Origin of the sequence: Actinomadura nitritigenes (assembly GCF_017573545.1) — a bacterium.
GTDB classification, from domain to species: Bacteria; Actinomycetota; Actinomycetes; order Streptosporangiales; family Streptosporangiaceae; genus Spirillospora; species Spirillospora nitritigenes.
In genome coordinates this window covers 36,956-60,647 of sequence record NZ_JAGEOK010000001.1, presented here as the reverse complement: position 1 = coordinate 60,647, position 23,692 = coordinate 36,956, and the positions used below count along the sequence as shown (strand labels likewise).

The window sequence follows — 23,692 nt, the reverse complement described above, 5'->3', positions numbered from 1 at the left end:
GGGCGGGCAGAATGGGCGGCATGACCGACGACGTGCGGACCGTGGAATGGGCCGGGGACGGGCTGCGGCTGCTGGATCAGACCGTCCTGCCCGGGCGCGTCGAGCACGTGGTGGCGCGGGACGTCGGCGGGCTCGTGGACGCGATCCGGCGGCTCGTGGTGCGCGGCGCGCCCGCGCTCGGCGTGGCCGGCGCGTTCGGCGTCGCCGTCGCGATGCTCCAGGCCGAGCGCGAGGGCTGGGACGGCGCGGCGCGCGACGCGGCGATCGCCCGGATCCGGGAGGCGCGGCCCACGGCGGTCAACCTCGCGGCGGGCGTCGACCGGGCCGTCCCGCTGGTCGCGAAGGGCGTGGACGCCGTGGTCGCCGCGGCCCAGGCCCTGCTGGACGAGGACGTGCGGGGCAACCGGGCCATCGGCGCGTCCGGCGCGGACTGGATCGCCGCCCGCACGCCGGACCGCCCGCTGCGCGTCCTCACCCACTGCAACGCCGGCGCGCTCGCGACCGCCGGGTGGGGGACGGCCCTCGGCGTCGTCCGCGAGCTGCACGACCGGGGCCGCGTCGAGAAGGTGTACGTGGACGAGACGCGCCCGCTGCTTCAGGGCGCCCGCCTGACCGCCTGGGAGCTGGAGCGGGCGGGGGTCCCCTACCTCGTGCAGGCGGACGGGGCGGCGCCGAGCACGATCCTGCGCGGGCTGGTGGACGTGGCGGTCATCGGCGCCGACCGCATCGCCGCCAACGGCGACACCGCCAACAAGATCGGCTCGGTCGGGGTGGCGCTCGCGTGCGCGGCGGCGGGCGTCCCGCTGGTGGTCGCCGCGCCGTGGAGCACCGTGGACCTGGCGCTCCCGTCCGGGGACGGGATCCCGATCGAGGAGCGGCCGGCCGGCGAGGTGCTGGCCTGGGGCGGCGTCCGGACGGCCCCGGACGGCGCCGCCGCGTTCAACCCGGCCTTCGACGTCACGCCCGCCCGCCTCGTCACCGCGCTGGTCACCGAGACCGGCGTCCTGGAGGTCGCCGCCGGCGCCACCCCCGCCCACGCCGCCGCGCTTCGCTGACCTGCGGCGTGCCGTTGCGATGGGAGCTCCACGGAACGACACGCCTCAGGTCGACGCGCCTTGGCCGGCCTGCGCCTTGGCCGGCCTGCGCCTCGGCCGGCCCGCGCCTCAGCCCGCCTGCGCCGCCGTGCCGGCGGCCCGGCGCAGCGAGTCCGCCGCCGCGGCGGGCAGCACCTGGTCGCCGATGGCCAGCACTCCCGCCACGACCTGGGACGGCGCCGTGCGCGCCATGCCGGCGACCAGCCCTTCCCTGGCGGGCCGGTCCAGCGCCGGCAGCATCAGCTCCAGGGTGGTGGCGGTGATCTCCGGTGGGGTGGCGGCCATGAACGCGGCCCGGGCCGCGCCGATCTCGGCGTCGTCGCAGTGCGCCCAGATCCGCGGCATGATCATCGTTTCCTCCTCGTGCAGGTGCGGGAGGTAGGCGGCGGTGAAACGGGCCAGATCCCGGTAGATGTCCAGGCCGGTGGCCGGGGCGGGGGCCGCCAGCGCGGCCTCGAACCGCCGGGCGAGGTCGTCGAGCAGGTCGTCGAGGTCCCGGTGCTGCTCCTCGGTCGGCTCGGCGGAGCCGGGCTCGTAGGGGTCCAGCAGCCGCAGGATGTGCCGGTCCTCGTGCTCGGTGTGGCTGTGCAGCAGTGCCAGCAGCCGCCGCCACCGCTCGCCGAGTCCGGCGACCTCGGCGGCGTCGGTCCAGTCGGTGGCGCCGGCCTGGACGGTGACCGCGAAGAGACCGCTGCGGAGCGCCTTGTGGATGTGGGTGAACAGGTCGTCGCGGCCCTCGGGGCGTTCGTGGTCCATAACGGGTTCGTCTCCTCCTGTGGTGTCCTGTCGGCGCGCCGGGCCCGCCGCCGGCCCTCGCGGCGGCGGGCTCGGTGCCGCCACGAACGTAGGGCCGAGGGCCCTGACCTGCGTATCCCAGGATCGTGGGGGTGGCGGCCGGGGCCGCCGGCCGCGATGCTGGGGGCATGGAACTCCTCGACCGGATCCACCGGCTGGCCGCGCGCGGCGACGATCTGTCCCGGGTGCGCGCCGAGATCGACCGCCTGCTGCGGCGGGCGGTCGGGTACGACATGGCGGCCGTCTCCACCGTCGATCCGGCGACGCTGCTGTGGACCAGCTGCTTCGTCAGCGGCCTCGACCCGCGGGGGGCGGCCGAGCGCGAGCGGGTCCTGTTCGGCCTGGAGTTCCAGGGCGGAGATCCCAACGGGTACGCCGAACTGGCGGCGGCCGCCCGGCCGGTCGCGAGCCTGCACCAGGCCACCGGCGGCGACCTGTCCCGCGCGCGGCGCCACCGGCTGCTGCTGCGCGGGCTGGACGTCGTCGACGAGGCGCGGGTGATCCTGCGTTCGCGGGACGGCTGCTGGGGGTCGCTCACCCTCTACCGGCGCGCGCCCGCGACGCCGTTCACCGAGGACGAGCTGGCGCTGCTGGCGGCCCTCTCCACGCCGATCGCCGAGCTGTTCCGGCTCACGCTGCTGCGCGCCGCGCTCGCCGCGCCCGACGGGCTCGACCACCCGCCGGGCGTGCTGCTGGTGACCGGATCGGGCGAGGTCGAGGTCACCAGCGCGGACGCGCGGGCCTGGCTGGAGGCCATCGACGACCGGGAGCGGCTGCCGAGCGCGGTGCGGGCCGTGGCGGCGGCCGCCGCCTCCGGCGACGGACTGGCCCGCGCGGCCCTGCCGGCCCGGGACGGGCGCTGGGTCGTGCTGCACGGTTCACCGGCGTCCGGCGGGGACGGATCCGGGGACCGCGTCGCGATCATCATCGAGGGGGCCAGGCCCGCGGTGCTCAGCGAGGTGATCGCGGGGGCCTACGGGCTGACCGCCCGGGAACGGCAGATCACCGGGCTCGCCGCCCAGGGGCACAGCACCCGGCAGATGGCCGGGACCCTGGGGATATCGCCGTTCACGGTGCAGGACCACCTCAAGGCGGTCTTCGCCAAGACCGGCGTGCGCAGCCGGGGCGAGCTCGTCGCGGCGATCTACGCCCGGCACTACGCCCCCCACTCGGCGGCGGGCAGGGCACCGGGCCCCTACGGCTGGTACCTCGACGAGCACCTGGTCGCCTCGTAGGGCCGTCGGCGCACGCGGTGCCCCAACCCCCCCGAGCGGGTGATCAGGCCGTCTCAGTCGTCCACGCGGGCGAGGAGCTCGCGGCTCCAGGAGCCGAAGCCCAGGCGTTCGTAGAGCCGCACCGCGTCGCGGTTGGCCTCCACCACGCCGATCGACCAGTACGTGACGCCGCGGTTCCGCAGCTCCTCCTTGCACGCCCGGAGGAGCGCGGAGCCGACGCCGTTCCCGCGGACCGCGTCGGAGACGACGAGGGAGTCCACCTCGCCGCGGCGCGCTCCGAGGTCGAAGGTCGGCCCCGGCGACCGGAGCCGGCAGACGAGGTACCCGGCCGGGTCCGTCCCGCCCGCCGGGGCGGCGGGGCGGGCGACGAGCAGGAAGGCGCCGTCCTCGTCGAGCCACCTCCGGTACTCGGCGCGGCACAGTTCCCAGGAGTCGGCGGCGCCGCGCACCGGCCACCGCGTCCCGGCCACGCGGCGGTGGTGGTCGAGCATCGCCAGCCACAGCGGCTCCAGAGAGCCGATGTCGTCCGCCGTCCCCGCCGTGATCTCGATGTCCATGATCAACGTGTAACCGCCACGATTGTCATGAAACGGACGCCCGTCGGCGGGCTGCGGCGCCCGGCCGGGCCGCGCGGACCTGACGCCCGCGCGGCCCGCGAGCGGTTCTCAGCCGTCGTCCTCGGGGGTGAGGGTGCGGGTGGCCGCGCGGAGGGAGGCGTACAGGCGCGCCTCGTACGCCTTCGCGGTCGCCGGGTCGTTCTGCAGGAACAGCGCGTCGTTGAGGCCCGGGAGCCGCTGGGTGGCGTATCCGGTGTCCATGCCCGGGGCGTAGATCTGGTGCCGGTACCAGGGGCGCCCCGGCAGGCCGGCCGGCGTCAGCAGGTCGCGCTCGTCCTCCATGAGCTTGGCGTTCAGCCGCCGGAACTCCGCCGTGTCGCCCTTGCCGAGGGCCTGCTGCGCGCGCGCCTGCAACGCGTCGGCGGCCTTCTGCCACGCCTTGGCCTGGTCGATGTCGCGGGAGACGTCCACGACCACCTTGCCGAGCCGCGTGCGCTGCTGCTCGGTGAACGCGGTCAGGTACTGGACGGTCTCGGCGGCGTACGGCGAGTACCGCATCGCGATGACGTCCGCGTCGGCGAGCCGCAGCGTCGCGATGCCGACGAGCCGCGACATCGCCGCGTGGTACTGCCAGGTCGGGTCGCCGAAGTGCGACATCCAGTAGAAGTCGTCGCACGAGCAGTGGTAGTTGCCCGACGACCCCGGCGACGAGGAGCCGAGGTTCATCGCGGGCACGCCGTAGCGCTGGAAGAACGCCTGGAAGTCCGAGCCGCCGCCGATGCGGTCGATCGGGGTCCGCCCGTCGTTCTGCGCCTTCCAGGCGTCATAGGCCGTCCCGTTCGTGCCGGGCCAGGCGACCTCCTTGGCCGCGTCGATGACGGACTGGTCCAGCGCGGGCGTCGCCTCGGCGCCGAACTGGGAGCCGCCCGCGCCGTCCATGTTCACGTACGCGACGGCGTTGCGGAGCCGTTCCCCCTGCTGCTCGGCGTACTCGGTGGAGCCGAACAGGCCGTACTCCTCACCGTCCCAGGTGGCGAGGACGACCGTCCGCTTGGGCCGCCAGCCCTGCTTGAGCAGCGTGCCGAGCGCGCGGCCGATCTGCAGGACGTTCTCCGTCCCGGACAGGTTGTCGTCGCTGCCGTACGCCCACGCGTCGTGGTGCGCGCCGAGCACGACCTCCTGGTCGGGGCGCTCGCTGCCGGGGATCGTCACCGTGACGTCCCACAGCTTGCGGACCTGGAAGGTGTTCTGGAGGTCGAGGTGCACCTTCGTGCCGCCCGGGCCGAGGCGGTAGGTGAAGGGCAGGCCGCCCTGCCAGCCGTCCGGCGCCTGCGCGCCGGTCAGCGAGCGCAGCAGCGGCTCGGCGGCGCCGTAGGAGATCGGCAGCGTGGGGACGAGGCCCTGCAGCATCGGCGCCTCGGACGGCTTCAGCCGGCGGGCGCCCGGCGAGTCGTCCGACCAGCCGGGCGTCAGCGGGTCGCCGGACGCGAGCTGGATCTGCGCGACGCTGCCGCGCTGGATGCCGTCGGACGCGCGCCACGGCCCGTCCGGGTACACCGGGCCCCGGCCGAACCCGTCGTCGGCCGGGTCGGAGTAGATCAGCACGCCCTTGGCGCCGTACCGGGCGGCGTCGCGCGGCTTGATCCCGCGGAACACCTGCCCGTACCGGACGAGGACGATCTTGCCCTTGACCGAGACGCCGGCCTTCTCGAGCTGCTCGAAGTCCTGCGGGCGGCCGTAGTTGGCGTAGACGACCTCGCCCTGCACGTCCCCGGACGGCGACAGCCCGTTGTGCGCGGGGATGACCTCGTCGAAGTGCTTCTGCCAGGGCCGCCGCTTCTCCTTGACCGGCAGCGTCGCGGACCGCGGCGCGGTCATCCGGAGACTGACCTTCTTCGGCAGGGACGTGTAGGCGTAGTAGGTCTTGACCTGCGGCTTCAGGCCGTACGACGCGAACCGCTCCACGATCCGCCGGACGCGGTGCCGGTCGCCGGTCGTCGTGGTGACGGCGGGCTCGCTCGACAGCTCGGCGTCGAGCGAGCGGGCCACCTGCGGCGATGGGAGGGCGCTGAAGAGCTTCTCGTACTGGCGCTGCCAGCGGGAGCCCTGCGCGGTGAAGCCGGCGATTGGATCGTTCCCAGCAGCGGGCTGGGCGGTGGCGGGAGCGGCGTCGAGGGTGGCTGCGGCGAGGGTGACGGCGGCGGCGCTCAGGGCCGCCAGTGCCGGGGTTCGGGAGCGGAACACCAGCGTTACCTCCCAGTACGTGCGGTACGGGTGCGCCCGGAACGTACGTCGCGATCGACCGAAGATCCAGAACCGCTGCCGGATCCGGCCACGGTCCCGCCGAGATGATCACTTCCCGGCCGCGGTGATCTGCATGTTCAGTTCTCGATCAAGAAAATCGGTCCGGCGCCGCCGCACGGATCCGACATCATGAGGTTCGTGACGTCGCGCCCCCAGAACCCGGCTCAGCCCGAACCGCCGCGTCCGGTCGTGCTGGAAGCGGTGCTGGAGCGCGTGACCTACGCCAACGAGGACACCGGCTACACGGTCGCGCGGGTCGCGACGGAGCGGACGGGCGGCGACCTGCTCACCGTGGTCGGCGCGCTGCTCGGCGCGCAGGTGGGGGAGAGCCTGAAGCTGACCGGGCGGTGGCGGTCGCACCCGAAGTACGGCAAGCAGTTCGAGGTCGACTCCTACAGCACCGTGCTGCCGGCGACCGTGCAGGGCATCCGCCGCTACCTGGGCTCCGGCATGATCAAGGGCATCGGCCCGGTGATGGCGGACCGGATGGTCGGCCACTTCGGCACCGACATCCTGCGGATCATCGAGGAGGAGCCGGAGCGGCTCGTCGAGGTCCCCGGGCTCGGCCCCAAGCGCACCAAGCGGATCGCCGACGCGTGGGAGGAGCAGAAGGCCATCAAGGAGGTGATGGTCTTCCTGCAGGGCGTCGGCGTCTCGACGTCGCTCGCCGTTCGCATCTACAAGCAGTACGGGGACGGGTCCGTCGAGACGGTGCAGAAGGAGCCGTACCGGCTCGCGGCGGACGTGTGGGGCATCGGGTTCAAGACCGCCGACACGATCGCGCAGGCGGTGGGGATCCCGCATGACAGCCCGGAGCGCATCAAGGCGGGCCTCCAGTACACGCTGTCGGAGGCCGCGGACGACGGGCACTGCTTCCTGCCCGAGCCGAACCTCGTCACGGCGGCGGAGAAGATCCTCGGCGTGGAGCGGGAGCTGATCGTCCCGGCGCTGGACGAGCTGGCCCGCGACGAGGGCGTCGTCCGCGAGCCGATCCCGGGGGAGGGCGACGACGCCGCCACGATCCCGGCCGTCTACCTCGTCCCGTTCCACCGGGCGGAGCGGTCGGTGGCGCGCGGCCTCCGCGAGCTGCTCGACGCGAAGGAGGACCGGCTCGGGGCGTTCGCCGGCGTCGACTGGGACAAGGCGCTGCCCTGGCTGAAGCGGCGCACCGGGCAGGCCCTCGCGCCCGAGCAGGAGGAGGCCGTCAAGCTCGCGCTGACGTCCAAGGTCGCGGTCCTCACCGGCGGGCCCGGCTGCGGGAAGAGCTTCACCGTCCGGTCCGTCGTGGAGCTGGCCGCCGCGAAGAGGGCGAAGATCGTGCTGGTGGCGCCGACCGGACGGGCCGCCAAGCGGCTCGCCGAGCTGACCGGGCACGAGGCCGCGACCGTGCACCGGCTGCTCCAGCTCCAGCCCGGCGGGGACGCCAAGTACGACCAGGACAGCCCGCTCGACGCCGACCTGGTCGTGGTCGACGAGAGCTCCATGGTCGACCTGATCCTGATGAACAAGCTGGTCAAGGCGGTCCCGCGCGGCGCGCACCTGCTGCTGGTCGGCGACGTCGACCAGCTCCCGTCGGTCGGCGCGGGCGAGGTGCTGGCCGACCTGCTCGGCGCCGAGGCGATCCCGCGCGTCCGGCTGACGAAGATCTTCCGGCAGGCGCAGCGGTCCGGGATCGTGGTGAACGCGCACCGCGTCAACACCGGCGAGCACCCGCAGACGCGCGGCTTCCCCGACTTCTTCCTGTTCGCCTGCGACGAGCAGGAGGAGGCGGCGGAACTGACCGTCGACGTCGTCGCCAACCGGATCCCGCGCAGGTTCGGCCTCGATCCGCGCCGCGACGTCCAGGTCCTCGCGCCGATGCACCGCGGCGTCGCCGGGGCCGGGGCGCTGAACGCCCAGCTCCAGGAGGCCCTCACCCCGCACCGGGACGACCGTCCGGAACGCCGCTACGGCGGGCGCGTGTTCCGCGTCGGCGACAAGGTGACCCAGCTGCGCAACAACTACGACAAGGGCGAGGCGGGCGTGTTCAACGGGACGGTCGGGGTCGTCACCGCCGTGTCCCTGGAGGAGCAGTCGCTGACCGTCCTCACCGACGAGGACGAGAGCATCGACTACGGCTTCGACGAGCTGGACGAGCTGGCGCACGCCTACGCGATCACGATCCACCGGTCGCAGGGCAGCGAGTACCCGGCGGTCGTGATCCCGCTGACGACCGGCGCGTGGATGATGCTGCGCCGCAACCTGCTCTACACCGGCATCACCCGCGCGAAGAAGCTGGTCGTGCTGGTCGGGTCGCGGCGGGCGCTCGGCGCGGCCGTCCGCACGGCGGGCGCGGGCCGCCGCCACACGGCCCTCGCCCACCGCCTCAATCACCCGTAGCGGGCCGGGCGGTTCAGCAACCGCACCGGACGGAGGACGAGGAGACGAGCGGCGCGTCCTCCGCGCCGTCTTCCGGTCCCGGAGACGGCGCGGAGGCCGCCGGCGCGTCGGCGGCCGCCGGTGCGGGGGGATGGGCCACGATGCCGCCGCGGTAGGGGTAGACGAAGCGGGGGGAGTGCCCGTTCAGCCCGTGGACGACGGCGTGGACGCTCAGTGCGGTGATGTCGCAGACCTCGCCGATGGAGAACAGCGACCTCGTCTCGCTGATGACGGCGCTGTCGCCCGCGCGCAGGACGACGTGCAGGCGCGGAGCGATGGCCAGTGCCGCGATGGCGACCTCGACGTTGTCGAGGTCGTCGGCTCCCATCGCCGCGAGCGCGCGGGCCCGTTCGAGGCCGAGCCCGGCGAGCACCTCGCGGTCCTGCGCGTGCGCGATCAGGACGGGGATGCCGGCGGACCTGGCGAGCCGGAGGTTGGCGGCCTGCGGGTCGCGCTCCACCGCGATCACCGGGATGCCCAGCCGCCTCAGGGCCACGCACAGGCGCAGGCTGACCTGGCCGAGCCCCACGACGACGATGTGGTCCCGGCTCGGGCGGATCCGCGGGCCGACGATGTCGATGCTCCGCGCCGACAGGAACCGGTTGACGATCCCGGCGGTGAACAGGGCGGTGTAGACGACGCCGAGCAGCATGTTGACGCTGGCCGCGGCGAGGTACCAGCCGGGCGCGTGGCCGGTCTCGCCCGGCCCGACCGTGGCGACGATCCGGGTCGCCATGTAGAAGGCGGTGAGCGGTCCGGCGTGCAGGGCGAGGGTCGCCAGCAGCCATTCCACCAGCAGGGTGAAGGCGAGCCCGCCCAGCCCGGTCAGCAGGAGGCGGCTCGTGCGGTCGTGCGGGCGGATCTGCCCCGCGAGCGTCCTGGCGATGTTGCGGACGCGGTGCCTCGGACGCCAGGCCCGGGTGTCGGTCCCGTCGGACGTGCCGCTGATGACGCGAGCCGGGGAGGAGGCGGTGTCGACGGCGAGGACGGGGTCGCCCATGCAGGCGCCGATGATGGCCGGCACCGCGATGTCGGCGGGGGAGGTGATCTGGCAGTTGGGCATGGTCGTCAGCAGCTGGTCGGCGATGGTGCGGTCGAACAGCAGGACCACCAGGCGGATCCCGGGGCGCAGGTACTCCACCAGCAGTGCGTACCGCAGCGCGATCACGTCGCCGCGCACCAGCAGCGCGACCGCGTCCACGTCTTCGGTCAGCGCGCTCTGGAGCCGCTGGTCGTCGGGCCGGGGCAGGTGGAGGGCGTGCGTCCCCTGCCGTGTCAGTGCCCCGCAGGTGCGGCGGGCTATCTCGGTGTCCCCTACCACGAGCACGCGCTGTTGACGGCTCACGTTCCTCCGCTCACTGGAATCCGATGTCCCGGCCAGGCATGCCGGCGAGGGCGCCCGGGACGTCTCGTGATGACAGTCCCGGACACCCTCGCGACCGCACTGCGGTGAAAGAGGGACGGTCGGGTGGGGGAGGACGGCGCGCCGGTGGACACCGGCTCACCGGTAGCGGGCGAACTCCCAGGGGTCGTGCGCCGAGAACACCTCGACGCCGCCGTTGGGGTCGAGGGCCAGCTCGCGCAGCCTCGCCACGCCCGCGAGCCGCTGCTCCCGGTCGGCCTCGCCGCTCGCCTGGACGAGGTCCATCAGCGGATGCCCGACGGGGTCGGGCCGGTCGACCTCGCCGTGGTACATGTACGCGTCGCCCGCGTGCAGCAGCCAGCGGTCCCCGTCCCGCACCGCGACCCCGGCGTGGCCGGGCGTGTGCCCGTGCAACGGGATCAGCAGGACGTCCTCGGCGACGCCGTCGAGCGGCCGCACGCCGTCGAACCCGTTCCAGTGCTCGCCGGGCCCGCTGTCGTAGGTGACCCACTTCGGGCCGTGCGCGAGCTGCGCCGGGGTCTTGCCGCCGTCCGCGCGTTCCGCCTCGAACAGGTGCACCGCCGCGTCGGGGAAGTCGCTCAGCCCGCCCGCGTGGTCGCGGTGCAGGTGCGTCACCACGATGTGCCGGACGTCCGAGGGGGACAGGCCGAGCGCCTCGATCTGCGCCGCGGCCGTCGTGGCGGGGTCGAGCGCCGGCCGGGTCATCTCCACCCAGTCGTCCATCAGCCGCCCGGAGGGGTCCGCGATGTCGCCGGTGCCGATCCCGGCGTCGACCAGGACGAGCCCGGACGAGTCCGTCTCCACGACGAGGACGTGGCTGACGCCGTGGGCGGGTTTCAGCGGGCTGTCCGGCCCGTCGGCGGGCTCGATCTCCCGCATCCGGGCACAGTCCAGATGATGCACGCGCATAAGGGAACGCCTCCCTGTTTCCGTCGACCCGTCGCGGGTCAACGAGTGGTGGTGTGCTCGATGAGGTCGGCCAGGTGGGCGGTGACCGTGTCGATGACGGCCGTGTCCTTCTGGACGCGGGCGAGCATGATGGCGCCCTGGAGGGCTGAGAGGACCGTCGCGGCGAGCGGCTCGGCGCCGTCCTCCGGGACGCCCCAGCGGCGCAGCGCCAGCGCGATGCCCTGCCGCCACTCCCCGTAGACGGTGTCGCACGCCGAGCGGATCGGCTCGCTCTCCGCGGCGGAGTCCAGGGCCACGGTCGCGACCGGGCACCCCTTCGCGAAGTCCGATTCGAGGAGGTTGCGGGCGAAGTACCCGCCCATCGCCGCCAGGCCGGACCGCGCGTCCCCGGCGGCGAGGACCGCCTCCGCGAGGGAGTCGCCGACCTCCCGGCCCGCCATCTCCACCGACTCCGAGGCCAGCTGCTCCTTGCCCTCCGGGAAGTGGAAGTACAACGACCCCTTCGGTGCCCGGCTCTCGGCCAGCACCTGGTTCAGCCCGGTGCCGTGGTAGCCCTGCCGCTGGAACAGCTCGGCCGCCGTCCGCAGGACCCGTTCTCTCGTCTCGCCCCGTGGTGCCATGCCGCCACTCTAGACCGACCGGTCTAACGATTCAATAGACCGGTCGCCCTATTTTTGGAGAGCGCTCGAGAGCGGTGCGTTGGAGAGCGGTGCGCTTGGGGGCGGTGCGCTTACGAGGAGTACCGCTCGATGGCGGCGATGAAGATCTCCTCCGCCAGGTCGTACACCTCTTCGACGCCCTCCGGGTCGCCGGTGAACCGGCCGCTCGCCTCCGAGGCGGCCAGCCCCATGCCGACCGTGTCGAGCAGCCGCTGCAGCGGGCGGACGACGTCCTCCGGCACTCCGGCGTCGCGCAGCATCGCCTGGATCGCGTTGCGCGGGCGGCGCGACTCCTCGGTGACGGTCGGCCGGGTGAGCAGCAGCATGAACAGGTCGGGGTGCCGGCGCGCGATCGCGCGGATGCCGGACCCGAACGCGCGCAGCCGGTCGCGCCAGGGGAGCGCGGGGTCGTCGTCCGGCATGTCGCGCAGCAGGCGCTCGACGAGCCCGTCGAGCAGCCCCTGCTTGTCGCCGACGTAGCGGTACAGGGCCATCGGGGTGACGCCGAGCCGGTCGGCGACGGCGCGCATGCTCACCGCGTCGAGGCCGCGCTCCTCGGCGAGGTCGACGGTGGCGTCGAGCACCTCGTCCCTGGTGAGGCCGCGGGTGCCGCGCCCGCGCTGGGCCGGGGTCTTCACGGATCGCAGTCTAGCCCTTAATATACGCCGTATATCTACGCTGTATATTAAGGAGGCGCCATGCGCGTCGCGCACCGCCCGGGGTGGACCACGGCCGTCGCCTCGGCGGCCGGCTACCTGCTCGTCCTCGACCTCGTCGGGGTCAACGTCGCGCTGCCCGACCTGCGGCGGCGCCTGGACGCGGGGCTCAGCGGAGTGCAGTGGGCCATCGACGCCTACGCCGTCGCGCTCGCCGTCCTGCTGCTGCCCGCAGGCGCGCTGGCGGACCGGTTCGGACGCCGCCGGACGTTCCTGGCCGGCCTCGCCGCGTTCACGGCCGCGTCCCTGGCCTGCGCGCTCGCGCCGACCGCGGGGGCGCTGGCCGCGCTGCGGGCCGTCCAGGGGTGCGGCGCGGCCGTGCTGTACGGGACCGCCTCGCCGCTGCTGGCCGCCGCCTACCCGGCGGGACGCGCGCGCAACCGGGCGCTCGGCGTGTTCGCCGCCGCGTCCGGCGCCGCCATCGCCACCGGCCCGCTCGCCGGCGGCGTCCTCACCGGGCTGTTCGGCTGGCGGGCGATCTTCCTGCTGAACGTGCCGGTCGGGCTCGCGGCGCTCGCCGTCGCCCTGCCGGCGGTCCGCGAGTCCCGCGACCCCCGGCCCCGCCCGTTCGACGCGGTGGCGGCGGCCTGCCTCACCACCGCGCTCGGCGGCCCGATGTGGGCGCTGATCGAGGGACCCCGCCTCGGCTGGGACGCCCCCGGCGTGCTGCTCCCGCTGGGGGCGGCCGCCGCGGGGGCCGCCGTGCTCGCGGTGCGGCGCGTCCCCGAGCCGATGATCGACCTGTCGCTGCTGCGCGACCGGCTCTACGCGGCCAACGCGGCGGCCGCGTTCGCCTACCACGCGGCCGGAGCCGCCGCCCTCGGCTACTTCTCGCTCTACGCGCAGGGCGAGATGAGCACCTCGCCGGCGCGGGCCGGGACGTGGTTCCTCACCTACAGCCTCCCCGCCCTCGCGACGCCGCTGCTGCTCGCCCGCGTCTCGCACCGGTTCCCGCCGGCCGTCCTCGTCGCGCTCGGCCCGCTGCTGATCGCGGTGTCCTCGCTGCTGCTCCTGGCCGCCTACCCCGCCCGCTCGTGGCCGGCGCTGGTGCCCGGATTCGTCGTGGGCGGCCTCGGCGGCATCGGGAACCTGGTCTCCAGCCAGGTCGCGCTCGCGGCGGCGCCGCCCGGACGCGCGGGCGTCGCGGGCGGCATCACCAGCACCGCCAAGCAGGCCGGGATCGCCGCGGGCGTCGCCGTGCTCGGCGTCCCGTACCGCCTGGGCGGGCTGGGCGCGATGCTCGTCACCGCGGCGTGCATCGCCGTTCTCGGCGCCCTGCCCGCGCTGCTACTGGCCCTCCGCCCGCGGACGCGAGGCGGCGAGGTGGGCGGCGAGCGCGCCGAGCGCCCCGGCGATCTGGTCGCGTAGGGCCTCGGCGCGGACGAGGCCGTCCTCGCCCACGTCCGGGCGCGTGACCGGGACGCGGGCGCAGGCGGTCTCGACGATCTCGGCGCCCGCGTAGCCGAGCACCTTGCGCAGCGAGGCGTGCGCGTCCTCGCCCCCGGCCGGGGCGGCGGGCGAGGCGACGTTCATCCACGCGACCGGCTTGCCGTACACCTCGCCGCCGCCGATCGTCCAGTCCAGCAGGTTCTTGAACGAGCCGGGCAGCGCGCCCGCGTACTCGGGCGTGCACAGCAGCAGGGCGTCCGCCGCGCCGATCGCGGCGCGCAGGCCCGCCACGGCCGGGTGCAGCGGCTCCCGGTCGTCGTCCGGGTTGAAGTGGGGGAGATCGCCCATCCCTGTGTACATCGTCCCGTCCAGCGAGGGCGGGGCCACGGCCAGCGCGGTGCGCAAGGCCGCCTCGTTCGTCGAGCCCTTGCGCAGGCTCCCGCAGATCATCAGCATCCGGAACGTCGCCATGATCCCCAAACTAGCCGGACCGGCGCCTCACCGGACTCAGCGGTAGAAGTCGTCGGAGTCGCGGGCGGTCCGTTCGGCCGCGGCGGCGGCGGACGCGGCGGCGCGGCGCAGCTGGTGCCCCGCCTGCTGGACGACCCGGACCGGCCGCTCCGGCAGGTGCCGGGTCGGGCCCCGGTGCCGCCGCCAGTGCTCGCGGGCGCGGGCGCGGTGCTCGACGCGCAGGTTCTCGATCAGCCGGTCGATGTCCATGGACACCTCGCCGTACAGCGGCCACAGGTCGCCCGCCGCGGCCCGCTCGTGCAGGCTGCGGGTGAGCCGGGAGCGCCGCTCGCGGGCGATGTCCACCCGCACCTCCAGCTCGTTCTCCGCCAGGTACGGGCGGGCGTCGGTGGCCAGGTCCGAGCGGGCCAGCCGGCCGTAGGCGGCGACGCTCGCGGCGATCCCCGCCAGCGCGTCGCCGAGCTGGCGGCGCAGCGTCGGATCGGTCAGCAGCCGGCCGCGCGGGCCGAGCCGCTCGTCGTCGGCCAGCGACCGGGTCAGCCCGCGCAGCGACAGTGTGAAGTGCTCCATCGTCTCGACGGCGTTGCGCAGCGCGACGCCCGCGTCGACCAGCCGCCGCGCCTGGGTGCGGGGGTTGAGCCGGACGCTCTCCTCCGCGTCCCGCAGGTCCTGGTCGGTGCGGCCGATGTCGCGGGCGAACCGCTCCGCCTCCTCCTGCCACCGGGCCGCCTCGCCCTCGGTGCGGTCGCCCTGCAGCCCGTCGGCGATCTTCTGGATCAGCTCCCGGAGCTGCTCGGCGACGTCCTGGACGGCCTCCTCCGCGGGCCGCACCCGCACCGAGGGCACGAGGAACGTGGCGACCAGCCCGGTGGCGGCGCCGACCAGCGTCTCCAGGATCCGGTCGAGCGCGCCCGCCCCGCTGGACGCGCCCAGCGCGAAGATCAGCATCGCGCTGATCGGCACCTCCAGCATCTGGTCGCCGAGCCGCAGCACGTACCCGATGACCAGCGCCGCGAGGATCGACAGGCCGAGACTCCACCAGGAGAATCCGACCCCGTTGGCGAACAGGACCGCGATCATCACCCCGGAGGTGACCGCGCCCACCCGCAGCAGGCTGTGCTTGATCGTCTCGTAGACGGAGTGCTGGACGACCAGCAGCGCGGTCAGCGGCGCGAGCAGCGGCGGCTGGCCGGTGCTCGGCAGCACGTACCGGGCGATCAGGAACGCGGCGACGGCGGTGAGCGTCAGCCGCGCGATCCGGTACACCGACGACGGGGCCTCCGTCGCCACCTGGATGGGCGAGCGGACGGCGCGGCCGGAGCGGTCGCGGAGACCGGGACGGTCGAGGAAGCCGGGACGGCGGAAGAACGCGATGGGCATCTCTGCACGGTGGGTCGGGATCATCGGTACGTGGGTCGGCATGCCCTTTCGGACACTCGATACTCAAAGGGAAGCCGATCCGCTTCCTTCCCGGCGCCGGGCAAATTCCCGGCAAATCCCATGATCGGGCGTGATGAGCGCTCCGGCCGGTCGCGGCGGCGGGGCGCGGTCAGCCGCGGCGGCGGGCCCGGAACGCCGCGACGTTCGTCCGGTTCGCGCACGACTCCGAGCAGAACCGGCGCCGCCCCGCCCGCGACGTGTCGGCGTACACGCGGTCGCAGCCCTCGGCGTCGCAGACGCCCGTCCGGTCGATGCCGTGCTCGACGACCAGCTCCGCGAGATGCATCAGCGTCGTCGCGCGGAACCGGTCCGGCAGCCGGGACGAGGGCGGCGCGTAGTGCATGTGCACGCCGTGCGGGTCGTGCTCGGCGAGGTGCGGATGCAGCGGCAGCTCCAGCATCAGCCCGTTCAGCAGCCGCATCGCCTCGTCGAGGTCGGCGGCGTCGAAGAACCGGCGCAGCGTCCGCCCCCACCGGCGGAACTCCCCGGCGTCGGCCGGGTCGAACTCGTGCCAGAAGAACCCGTTCGCGCGCAGCAGCTCGCGCAGCGCGTCCGCGGAGTCGTCGCCGCCGGCGCCGGTCACGGCGTTGACCAGGGCGACGGCCGCCGCCACCCCGTGGCTCTTGTACCCGGTGATCCGCATTGCCCCGACTCCCGCTCCCCTGCCATCCTGTAAATGGCATCCTGATTTTAACCCTTACGTCCAGCCGTTCGCGCCCGGCGCCGGCACCGCCGAGCCGCCCGAGCCCGGCCGCTAGTGCCGCCAGCGGGTCGCGGCCGCGATCTCCTCCGGCGTCGCGCCGTCGAACAGCGCGACCTCGCCGCGCCGGACGGCCGCGACGGTGTCGGTCACCGCCTCGCCGAGCGCGTCCCGCAGCACGGCGTCCTCCTCGAACACCGCCACCGCCTCCGCCAGCGAGGCCGGCAGCGGCCGCAGGCCGCGCGCGGCGCGCTCCTCGTCGGAGAGCCCGGCCGGGTCGGCCTCGACCGGGTCGGGCAGCGCCGATCCGGCGTCCAGCCCGGCCCGCCCGGCCGCCAGCAGCGCCGCGAGCGCGAGGTAGGGGTTCGCGGCGGCGTCGAAGCACTTGATCTCCAGGTTCGCCGCGCGGTCCCGCTCGCCCTCCGCGCCGGTGACGAACCGGAGCGCCGCCTCCCGGTTCTCCAGCCCCCAGCACGCGAACGCGCCCGCCCAGTGCGACGGGACGAGCCGCAGGTAGCTGGCGACCGACGGCGCCCCGATCGCCAGCAGCGCGGGCAGCCGGTCCAGGATCCCCGCCGCGAACGCCTGCCCCGCGTCCGTCATCCCGTAAGGGCCCGGACCGCCCGCCATCGCGTTCTCCGGGCCGTCCCCGGTGCCCTCCCGCCAGAGGCTCAGGTGGACGTGCGCGCCGTTGCCGACGGAGCCCGCCACGACCTTCGGGGAGAACGAGGCGTGCATGCCGTGCTCCAGCGTCACCGCCCGGATCGTCTCCCGGACCAGGACGGCGGTGTCGGCGGCGCCGACCGGATCCTCCGCCGCCACCGACACCTCGTACTGCCCGGCGGCGTACTCGGGGTGCAGCTGCTCGACCGAGACGCCCGTCCGGTCCAGCGCGTTGAGCAGCGCGCGCAGGTAGCCGGCCAGCTCGCTGACGCGGGTCATCCCGTACGCGGGGCCGTGGCAGGCGGGCGTGAACTCCTCCGGGGTGGCCGACACCGCCCATTCGATCTCGAACGCCGTCCGGGCCGTCCAGCCGCCGGCCGCGAGCCGGGCGGTCTCGCGGCGCAGCAGCGCCCGGCCGTCGAGCGGGTGGACGGCGCCGTCCTGCCCGTACCGGTCGGCGGGTGCGTGCGCCCAGCCCGGCAGCGCCGCCAGCGGGACGAGCCGGTCCAGGTCGGGGTGCAGCCGCAGGTCGCCGACCGGGCCGCCGACGTGCCGGCCGGACACGATCGAGTCGTCCAGCAGGAACGCGTCGAACACCGGCGACATCCCGACGCCCCAGGTCGCCGCGTGCTCCAGCCGCCCCACCGGGACGGTCTTGGTGCGCGTGATCCCGCTGACGTCCACCCAGGTCAGCGCGACGGCGGCGATGTCCTCACCGGCCAGCCGCCGGGCGGCCTCGGCCGCCCGCGCGCCCCGCCGGGCGCGCTCCTGCCCGTCGAGGACGGTGTCGAAGGTCTGTTCCACGGTGCGGCTCCCGGTCATGGCGGCGGACGCGGGCCTTCCCGCAGGGCGGGTGCCCGCAGAGGCATCGTAGGAAGAACGCCCCCCGATTTCAGGGACGCCGCCGCGTTTCCGGGGACGTAGGGAGGGTGCTCGAATATCTGGAGTCGCTGCCGCTGATCGACCACCACTGCCACGGCGTGTACGAGGACGACCTCGACCGCCCGGCCTTCGAGGCGATGCTCACCGAGGCCGGGTCGGGCGGGCCGCCCGGGACGAGCATGTTCGACACGCAGGTCGGGTTCGCGCTGCGGCGCTGGTGCGCGCCCGTGCTGGACCTGGACGCGCACGCGGAGCCGGACGCCTACCTCGCCCGCCGCGCCGAGCTGGGCGCGGCCGAGGTGAACCGCCGGTTCCTCGCCGCCGCCGGGCTGGAGGCCCTCTGCGTGGACACCGGCTACACGCCGCGCGCCCTGCTGGACCCGCCGGCCCTCGGGCGGCTCGCCGGGGCGCGGGCGCACGAGATCGTCCGGCTGGAGACGGTCGCCGAGCAGGTCCTGTCGGACGGGGTGGACCCCCACCGGTTCGCCGACGAGGTCCGCGCCCGGCTCGCCGCCCGCGCGTCCGAGGCGGCGGGCGCCAAGTCGATCGCCGCGTACCGCGCCGGGCTGGAGCTGTCGGGGGTGCGGCCGTCGGAGGCGGAGGTCACCGGCGCGGCCGGGATCCTGCTGCGCCAGGAGGAGTTGCGGGTCTGCGATGACATCCTGCACCGCTTCCTCGTCTGGAGCGCGGTCGACCTCGGGCTGCCGGTGCAGTTCCACGTCGGGTACGGAGACGCCGACGTCGACCTGCGCCGCGGCGACCCGCTGCTGCTCATCTCGCTGCTGCGGGCCATGGACGCGGCGGGCGCGCCCGCGCTGCTGCTGCACAACTACCCGTTCCACCGGCAGGCCGGATACCTCGCGCAGGTGCTCCCGAACGTGTACGTGGACGTGGGGCTCGCCACGCACAACCTCGGGCACCGGGCGCCCGCGCTGATCGCGGAGCTGCTGGAGCTCGCCCCGTTCGGGAAGGTGCTGTACTCCTCCGACGCGTTCGGCCTGGCCGAGCTGTACCACCTGGGCGCGCTGCTGTTCCGGCGCGGCCTCGCGGGGCTCCTCGCGAGCGGCGTCGAGGACGGCGCCTGGACGTCCGCCGACGCCGAGCGGGTCGCGGGGCTCGTCGCGTCCGGCAACGCCCGCCGCGTCTACCGCGTCTGACCGGCCCCGTGCACCTGGCCGGCGCGGCGCCGCGGATACGCTCGGGAGTGATCTCCGGGAGGTGCCCATGGCAGGACGCGAGCGGCTGCTCGTCATCGGGGGCGACGCGGCCGGGATGAGCGCCGCGTCGCAGGCCCGCAGGCGGCGCGGTCCCGGCGAGCTGGACGTCACGGTCGTCGAGCGCGGGCATTTCGCGTCGTACTCGGCGTGCGGCATCCCGTACTACGTCGGCGGCGTGGTCGACGACGCGGACGCGCTGATCGCGCGGACGCCCGCCGAGTTCCGCGACCGCGGCATCGACCTGCGCCTGTGCACGGAGGCGACGGAGATCGACCTGGAGCGCGGGCGGGTGCGCGTCCGGGACGCGGACGGCGGCGGCGAGACCTGGGAGCCCTACGACCAGCTCATGATCGCGACGGGCGCGGTGCCGACCCGCCCGAAGCTCCCCGGCGCCGACGCCGAGGGCGTGCACGGCGTCCAGGTCCTCGACGACGGGATCGCCATCCGCCGGGTGCTGGAACGCGAGAAGCCGCGCCGCGCCGTCGTCGTGGGCGGCGGCTACATCGGCCTGGAGATGGCCGAGGCGATGGTGATGCGCGGCCTGGACGTGGCGATCGTGGACGGCGCCGAGCAGCCCATGAGCACGCTCGACCCCGACATGGGCGCGCTCGTCGCGGACGCGATCCGCGGCATCGGCGTGGACCTGCACCTCGGCGACCCGGTCGAGGGCTTCGACACCGGCCCGGACGGGCGGGTGGCGGCGGTCCGCGCCGGAGGCCGCACGCTCCCCGCCGACCTGGTGATCCTCGGCCTGGGCGTCCGCCCCGGCAGCGACCTCGCCCGCGCCGCCGGGATCGAGACGGGCCCGACCGGCGGGATCGTCACCGACCGGCGGATGCGGACCCGGACCGAGCGGGTGTGGGCGGCGGGCGACTGCGTCGAGACCCGCCACCTCGTCTCCGGCCTGCCGGTCGCGATCGCGCTCGGCACGCACGCCAACAAGCAGGGCCGCGTCGCGGGCGTCAACCTCGGCGGCGGCTACGCCACGTTCCCCGGCGTGGCCGGCACCGCCGTCTCCAAGATCTGCCACGTCGAGGTCGCGCGGACCGGCCTGAACGAGCGCGAGGCGGCCGCCGCCGGGTTCGACGCGCTGAGCGTCGTGGTCGAGTCCACGACCCGCGCCGGCTACCACCCGGGCGCCACCGCGATGAAGACCAAGCTGGTCGCCGAGCGGCGCTCCGGCCGGCTGCTCGGCGGGCAGATCGTCGGCGAGGCGAACGCCGCCAAGCGGATCGACGGCCTGGCCATCGCGCTGTGGAACCGGATGACCGTCGAGGAGATGACCGGCCTGGACCTCGGCTACGCGCCGCCGTTCTCGCCCGTCTGGGACCCGGTGCTGATCGCCGCCCGCAAGGCCGCCGAACGCGTCGAGGAGGACATGCGCCGGTCCCCGTGACGTCCGGGCCGCCCCGGCCGCTCCGAACCGGATTGATCGTTTCGACGGGGGAATGTCGGTGATCTCCCCTACGGTGCCGTCATGAGCACGACGGACGCCGCGGCCGAGACCCGCCCCGACGAGAACACCCTGGTGATGCCGGACGCGTGGCTGCGCAGGCTGCACCCCCGCCGCGACCGGCCGCACGCCTGGCCGGCGGTCCCCGCCGACCGGAAGGGCGCCGAGACGGCCCGGGCGATGCTGGAGGAGTTCCGGCCGGAGGTGGAGGCCGTGCTCGCGCTGCCGGGCACGCCGCCCGCGGTGGCCGAGGCGGGGCGCGCGTACCTGCGCGGCGAGCCCGACCCGGTCGGCGCCGCGGCGGTCGCCCTCGTCGCCGCGCCGCTCGGGCAGGTCATGTACACGCGGCGGGACCCGTTCATCGACGCGTGGGCGGAGGCGCACGGCGTGGCCTTCGCCGCGTGCGCCTTCGTCGCCCGCGCCGGCCTCTGGGCGCCCTTCGACGTCTTCCGCGGGGAGCGGCGCTGGGAAGGGGTGCGCGAGCGCCGTCCCGAGGAGAACTGGTCCGGGGGATGGGCGCAGGAGGACAGCGCCCGGCGGCTGCGCGGCCTGCTCGCCGCCGGCGGCGACGAGGCGTACGGCGACGCCGCGGAGGGGATGGCGCGCCATCGCGGCACCCTCGTCCAGAAGGCCGTCGCCTCCTACCTCATGCCCGACAGGCGCGACTGGTTCGCCGACCTGCTCGCCGACCCGCCGGCGACGACGGCCGCCGTCCACGCGGCCGAGCGGTGGCTGCTCCAGTGCGCGGTGGCGGACCGCGCGGAGTACGACGCGCTCGGGCTGGTCCTCGACTTCCAGAGCCGGAGCCCCGGCGTCATCACCAGCCTCGTGGACGGGATCGGCCCGGACGGGGTCGTGGACCTCCTGATCGATGCGCTCGACCAGCCCTACCTCGACGGCGACACGTCGCGGACGCTGCTCGACGCGCTCGCCGTGCTGCCCGTGGACGCCGCGTTCCAGGCGCTGCTGGACCGGCTCGACCGCAAGTACGCCGAGGCCGCGGTCCTGGCGGCGGCGCGGCGGTTCCCGGCGCGGGCGCTGCGGCTGCTCGCCGCCGCGTCCGACCGCCCGGCGGTGGCCGACCTGCTGACGGTGCACGTGCGCGCCGAGGCGGCGCTCGCGGACGAGATGCTCCCCGCCCTCCCGGACGCGTCGCGGGCCGCGGTCCGGGCGGCGCTGGACGCCGGCGCGCGCGTCCCGGAGGCCGATCCCGCCTCGCTGCCGCCGCTGCTCGCCGACCCGCCCTGGAACCGCCCGCGCGCGAAGTCCAAGCCCGTCGTCCTCAAGGACCTGCCCGCGCCCGGCATCCGCGCGATCGCGTGGCAGCCGGGGGAACGCGAGGAGTGGACGGTCGACCTCCACCACTACTGGCGGTGGGTGGAACGGCTGGACTGGGCCACACAGGTCGCGAAGTTCCGGAGGGGCGAGCTGCTCGACCACATGCAGCCGATGCTGTTCGTCGAGGGCCCGGAGGAACTGGTCCGGCCGCTGCTGGCCGACTGGAATCCGCCCGAGCCCTGGTACGTGGACGAGTGGATGCGCGTCGTCGTCGCCCGGTTCGAACTGGACGCGCTCGACGCCGCCGTGGTCGCGGCACGGCGCGATCCGGCGGGCGTCGGCACGATCCTGATGCCGTACGTGAGCGACGAGGTGGCCCGGCTGATGGCGGACTGGCTCGTCCGGCTCAAGCAGGCGGGCCGCACGGCGCGCGCCTGGTTCGTCCGGCACGGCCTCGCAGCCGTCCCCGCGCTGCTGCCCCCCGCGCTCGGGAAGGCCGGCGCGGAGCGGCGGGCGGCCGAGGCCGCGCTGCGGTTCGTCGCGTCCCAGCACGGCACCGGCGGCATCGTGGACGCGGCGCGCGCGCACGGCGACGAGGCCGCCGGCGCGATCGAGGCGCTGCTCGCCGTCGATCCGCTGGAGATCCTCCCCGCGAAGATCCCCGCGGTGGGCGACTGGGCCGACATCCGGATGCTGCCGCAGATCCTGCTCCGCGACCGCGAGCGCGCGCTTCCGGAGACGGCGGTCCCGCACGTCCTGACGATGCTGGCGATGTCGAAGCCCGGCGAGGTCTACGCGGGGGTCGACGCCGTCCGCGAGCTGTGCGACCCGGCGTCGCTGGCCGAGTTCGGGTGGGCGCTGTTCCGGCGCTGGGAGGCCAACGGCGCCCCGTCCAAGGAGGGCTGGGCGCTGGCGCAGCTCGGCCGCCTCGGCGACGACGGCACCGTCCGCCGCCTCACCCCCGTGATCCGGGCCTGGCCCGGCGAGGGCGGCCACACCAAGGCGGTGACCGGCCTGGACGTCCTCGCCGAGATCGGCACCGACGTCGCGCTGATGCACCTGCACTCGATCGCGCAGAAGGTCAAGTTCAAGGGGCTCCGGACGCGCGCCCAGGACAAGATCGCGGAGGTGGCGGCCGGGCTGGAGCTGACGCCCGAGCAGCTCGCCGACCGGCTCGTCCCCGACTTCGGCCTCGACGACGCCGGGACGATGACGCTCGACTACGGCCCGCGCCGGTTCGTCGTCGGGTTCGACGAGCAGCTCAGGCCCTACGTCGCCGACGAGGACGGCAAGCGCCGCAAGGCCCTGCCCAAGCCCGGCGCCAAGGACGACCCCGAGCTCGCGCCCGCCGCGTACAAGGCGTTCTCCACGCTGAAGAAGGACGTCCGGACCGTCGCCGCCGACCTGATCGCCCGCCTGGAGACGGCGATGGTGCGGAACCGCCGCTGGACCCTCACCGAGTTCCGGGACCTGCTCGCCGGGCATCCGCTGTTCCGGCACCTCGTCCGGCGGCTGGTGTGGATCGCCGTCGAGATGGACCAGTACAAGAGCATCACGTTCCGGGTCGCGGAGGACGGCACGTTCGCGGGCGTGCACGACACCGCCCTGAACCTCCCCGAGACGGTCGTGATCGGCGTCGCGCACCCGCTCCACCTGCGCCCCGGCGACCTGGTGCCCGCCTGGGCGGAGGTGTTCGCCGACTACGAGATCCTGCAGCCGTTCCCGCAGCTCGGACGCCCCGTGTACGAGCTGACCGACGAGGAGCGCAAGAGCGGCCACCTCACGCGGTTCGAGGGCGCCACCGTCCCGGTCGGCCGGATGCTCGGGCTGACCAAGCGGGGATGGGAGCGCGGCGCGCCGCAGGACGCGGGCGTGGAGTGCTGGATCTCGCGTCCCGCCGGGACGGGCCGGCACGTCGTCATCGACCTCGACCCGGGCATCCCCGTCGGCGAGCCGGACGTGCTGGGCGACCAGACGCTGAGGCAGGTGTGCCTGTGCCGCCGCCAGGACGACCTGTGGATGCACCACGGGAACCCGCTGCCGTTCGGCGAGCTGGACCCGGTCACCGCGTCCGAGGTCATCGCCGATCTGACCGCGCTCACCGCCGACGCCCGCTGAGAGGAACGCC

At 74.8% G+C, this 23,692-nt stretch carries 18 protein-coding genes; 7 read left to right on the top strand and 11 right to left on the bottom strand.

The annotated features are described in order from the left end of the window. The first annotated feature begins 20 nt into the window (after positions 1-20). On the top strand, positions 21-1,055 hold the full coding sequence (gene mtnA / locus J4557_RS00260) for an S-methyl-5-thioribose-1-phosphate isomerase (protein ID WP_208264250.1): 1,035 nt from the start codon (positions 21-23) through the stop codon (positions 1,053-1,055). 108 nt (positions 1,056-1,163) lie between these two features. Here mtnA and J4557_RS00255 read toward each other — a convergent pair whose 3' ends face one another. Then, entirely contained in the window at positions 1,164-1,850 is a 687-nt protein-coding gene (locus J4557_RS00255) for a hemerythrin domain-containing protein (RefSeq protein ID WP_208264249.1), read from the bottom strand. Between the two features lie 167 nt (positions 1,851-2,017). On the opposite strand from J4557_RS00255, the gene J4557_RS00250 reads away from it, so the two are divergent. Continuing rightward, positions 2,018-3,124 carry a helix-turn-helix transcriptional regulator gene (locus tag J4557_RS00250; protein ID WP_208264248.1) on the top strand — a complete coding sequence of 369 codons (1,107 nt, stop codon included), beginning with the start codon at positions 2,018-2,020 and terminating at the stop codon, positions 3,122-3,124. Positions 3,125-3,177: 53 nt separating this feature from the next. Here J4557_RS00250 and J4557_RS00245 read toward each other — a convergent pair whose 3' ends face one another. Then, positions 3,178-3,681, bottom strand: coding sequence for a GNAT family N-acetyltransferase (locus J4557_RS00245; protein ID WP_208264247.1), 504 nt, complete (start codon positions 3,679-3,681; stop codon positions 3,178-3,180). Between the two features lie 108 nt (positions 3,682-3,789). Next, positions 3,790-5,925 carry a M28 family peptidase gene (locus J4557_RS00240; RefSeq protein WP_208264246.1) on the bottom strand — a complete coding sequence of 712 codons (2,136 nt, stop codon included), beginning with the start codon at positions 5,923-5,925 and terminating at the stop codon, positions 3,790-3,792. 198 nt (positions 5,926-6,123) lie between these two features. On the opposite strand from J4557_RS00240, the gene recD2 reads away from it, so the two are divergent. Continuing rightward, positions 6,124-8,364, top strand: coding sequence for an SF1B family DNA helicase RecD2 (gene recD2 / locus J4557_RS00235; RefSeq protein ID WP_307799224.1), 2,241 nt, complete (start codon positions 6,124-6,126; stop codon positions 8,362-8,364). Positions 8,365-8,377: 13 nt separating this feature from the next. Here the strand turns inward: recD2 and J4557_RS51450 are convergent, their stop codons facing one another. The 4 genes from J4557_RS51450 to J4557_RS00215 all read right to left on the bottom strand — a co-directional run bounded on the left by J4557_RS51450 (position 8,378) and on the right by J4557_RS00215 (position 11,993). Then, positions 8,378-9,748, bottom strand: a complete 1,371-nt coding sequence (locus J4557_RS51450; RefSeq protein ID WP_208264244.1) for an NAD-binding protein — start codon at positions 9,746-9,748, stop codon at positions 8,378-8,380. 156 nt (positions 9,749-9,904) lie between these two features. After that, positions 9,905-10,666 carry an MBL fold metallo-hydrolase gene (locus tag J4557_RS00225; protein ID WP_243775069.1) on the bottom strand — a complete coding sequence of 254 codons (762 nt, stop codon included), beginning with the start codon at positions 10,664-10,666 and terminating at the stop codon, positions 9,905-9,907. Between the two features lie 68 nt (positions 10,667-10,734). Further along, on the bottom strand, positions 10,735-11,316 hold the full coding sequence (locus J4557_RS50660) for a TetR/AcrR family transcriptional regulator (protein WP_208264242.1): 582 nt from the start codon (positions 11,314-11,316) through the stop codon (positions 10,735-10,737). 110 nt (positions 11,317-11,426) lie between these two features. Continuing rightward, complete coding sequence (locus tag J4557_RS00215) at positions 11,427-11,993, bottom strand: TetR/AcrR family transcriptional regulator (protein WP_208264241.1); 567 nt, start codon at positions 11,991-11,993, stop codon at positions 11,427-11,429. A gap of 60 nt (positions 11,994-12,053) precedes the next feature. On the opposite strand from J4557_RS00215, the gene J4557_RS00210 reads away from it, so the two are divergent. Beyond that, entirely contained in the window at positions 12,054-13,439 is a 1,386-nt protein-coding gene (locus J4557_RS00210) for an MFS transporter (protein ID WP_208264240.1), read from the top strand. On the opposite strand, the gene J4557_RS00205 is transcribed toward J4557_RS00210, so the two are convergent. From J4557_RS00205 to J4557_RS00190, 4 genes are all read right to left on the bottom strand, one after another. Next, positions 13,359-13,931: an NADPH-dependent FMN reductase gene (locus J4557_RS00205; RefSeq protein WP_243775068.1), complete on the bottom strand. Its 573-nt coding sequence runs from the start codon at positions 13,929-13,931 to the stop codon at positions 13,359-13,361. The genes J4557_RS00210 and J4557_RS00205 overlap by 81 nt on opposite strands. Positions 13,932-13,967: 36 nt before the next feature. Continuing rightward, positions 13,968-15,311, bottom strand: coding sequence for an FUSC family protein (locus J4557_RS00200; protein ID WP_208264239.1), 1,344 nt, complete (start codon positions 15,309-15,311; stop codon positions 13,968-13,970). Positions 15,312-15,480: 169 nt separating this feature from the next. Beyond that, positions 15,481-16,014 carry a CGNR zinc finger domain-containing protein gene (locus tag J4557_RS00195; RefSeq protein ID WP_208264238.1) on the bottom strand — a complete coding sequence of 178 codons (534 nt, stop codon included), beginning with the start codon at positions 16,012-16,014 and terminating at the stop codon, positions 15,481-15,483. 111 nt (positions 16,015-16,125) lie between these two features. Further along, a complete protein-coding gene (locus tag J4557_RS00190) occupies positions 16,126-17,538 on the bottom strand; it encodes a type I glutamate--ammonia ligase (RefSeq protein WP_208264237.1) in 1,413 nt (470 codons plus the stop codon). Between the two features lie 125 nt (positions 17,539-17,663). On the opposite strand from J4557_RS00190, the gene J4557_RS00185 reads away from it, so the two are divergent. The 3 genes from J4557_RS00185 to J4557_RS00175 all read left to right on the top strand — a co-directional run bounded on the left by J4557_RS00185 (position 17,664) and on the right by J4557_RS00175 (position 23,682). Further along, positions 17,664-18,773 carry an amidohydrolase family protein gene (locus J4557_RS00185; protein WP_307799223.1) on the top strand — a complete coding sequence of 370 codons (1,110 nt, stop codon included), beginning with the start codon at positions 17,664-17,666 and terminating at the stop codon, positions 18,771-18,773. 67 nt (positions 18,774-18,840) lie between these two features. Beyond that, positions 18,841-20,229: an FAD-dependent oxidoreductase gene (locus tag J4557_RS00180; protein ID WP_208264236.1), complete on the top strand. Its 1,389-nt coding sequence runs from the start codon at positions 18,841-18,843 to the stop codon at positions 20,227-20,229. A gap of 81 nt (positions 20,230-20,310) precedes the next feature. Continuing rightward, on the top strand, positions 20,311-23,682 hold the full coding sequence (locus J4557_RS00175) for a DUF4132 domain-containing protein (RefSeq protein WP_208264235.1): 3,372 nt from the start codon (positions 20,311-20,313) through the stop codon (positions 23,680-23,682). Positions 23,683-23,692 lie beyond the last annotated feature (10 nt).

Bases quoted from the DNA above. Each gene is read 5' to 3' on its own strand.
- mtnA (WP_208264250.1), top strand. From the start codon at position 21: ATGACCGACGACGTGCGGACCGTGGAATGGGCCGGGGACGGGCTGCGG.
- J4557_RS00255 (WP_208264249.1), bottom strand. From the start codon at position 1,850: ATGGACCACGAACGCCCCGAGGGCCGCGACGACCTGTTCACCCACATC.
- J4557_RS00250 (WP_208264248.1), top strand. From the start codon at position 2,018: ATGGAACTCCTCGACCGGATCCACCGGCTGGCCGCGCGCGGCGACGAT.
- J4557_RS00245 (WP_208264247.1), bottom strand. From the start codon at position 3,681: ATGGACATCGAGATCACGGCGGGGACGGCGGACGACATCGGCTCTCTG.
- J4557_RS00225 (WP_243775069.1), bottom strand. From the start codon at position 10,666: ATGCGGGAGATCGAGCCCGCCGACGGGCCGGACAGCCCGCTGAAACCC.
- J4557_RS50660 (WP_208264242.1), bottom strand. From the start codon at position 11,316: ATGGCACCACGGGGCGAGACGAGAGAACGGGTCCTGCGGACGGCGGCC.
- J4557_RS00210 (WP_208264240.1), top strand. From the start codon at position 12,054: ATGCGCGTCGCGCACCGCCCGGGGTGGACCACGGCCGTCGCCTCGGCG.
- J4557_RS00205 (WP_243775068.1), bottom strand. From the start codon at position 13,931: ATGGCGACGTTCCGGATGCTGATGATCTGCGGGAGCCTGCGCAAGGGC.
- J4557_RS00200 (WP_208264239.1), bottom strand. From the start codon at position 15,311: ATGCCCATCGCGTTCTTCCGCCGTCCCGGCTTCCTCGACCGTCCCGGT.
- J4557_RS00195 (WP_208264238.1), bottom strand. From the start codon at position 16,014: ATGCGGATCACCGGGTACAAGAGCCACGGGGTGGCGGCGGCCGTCGCC.
- J4557_RS00180 (WP_208264236.1), top strand. From the start codon at position 18,841: ATGGCAGGACGCGAGCGGCTGCTCGTCATCGGGGGCGACGCGGCCGGG.
- J4557_RS00175 (WP_208264235.1), top strand. From the start codon at position 20,311: ATGAGCACGACGGACGCCGCGGCCGAGACCCGCCCCGACGAGAACACC.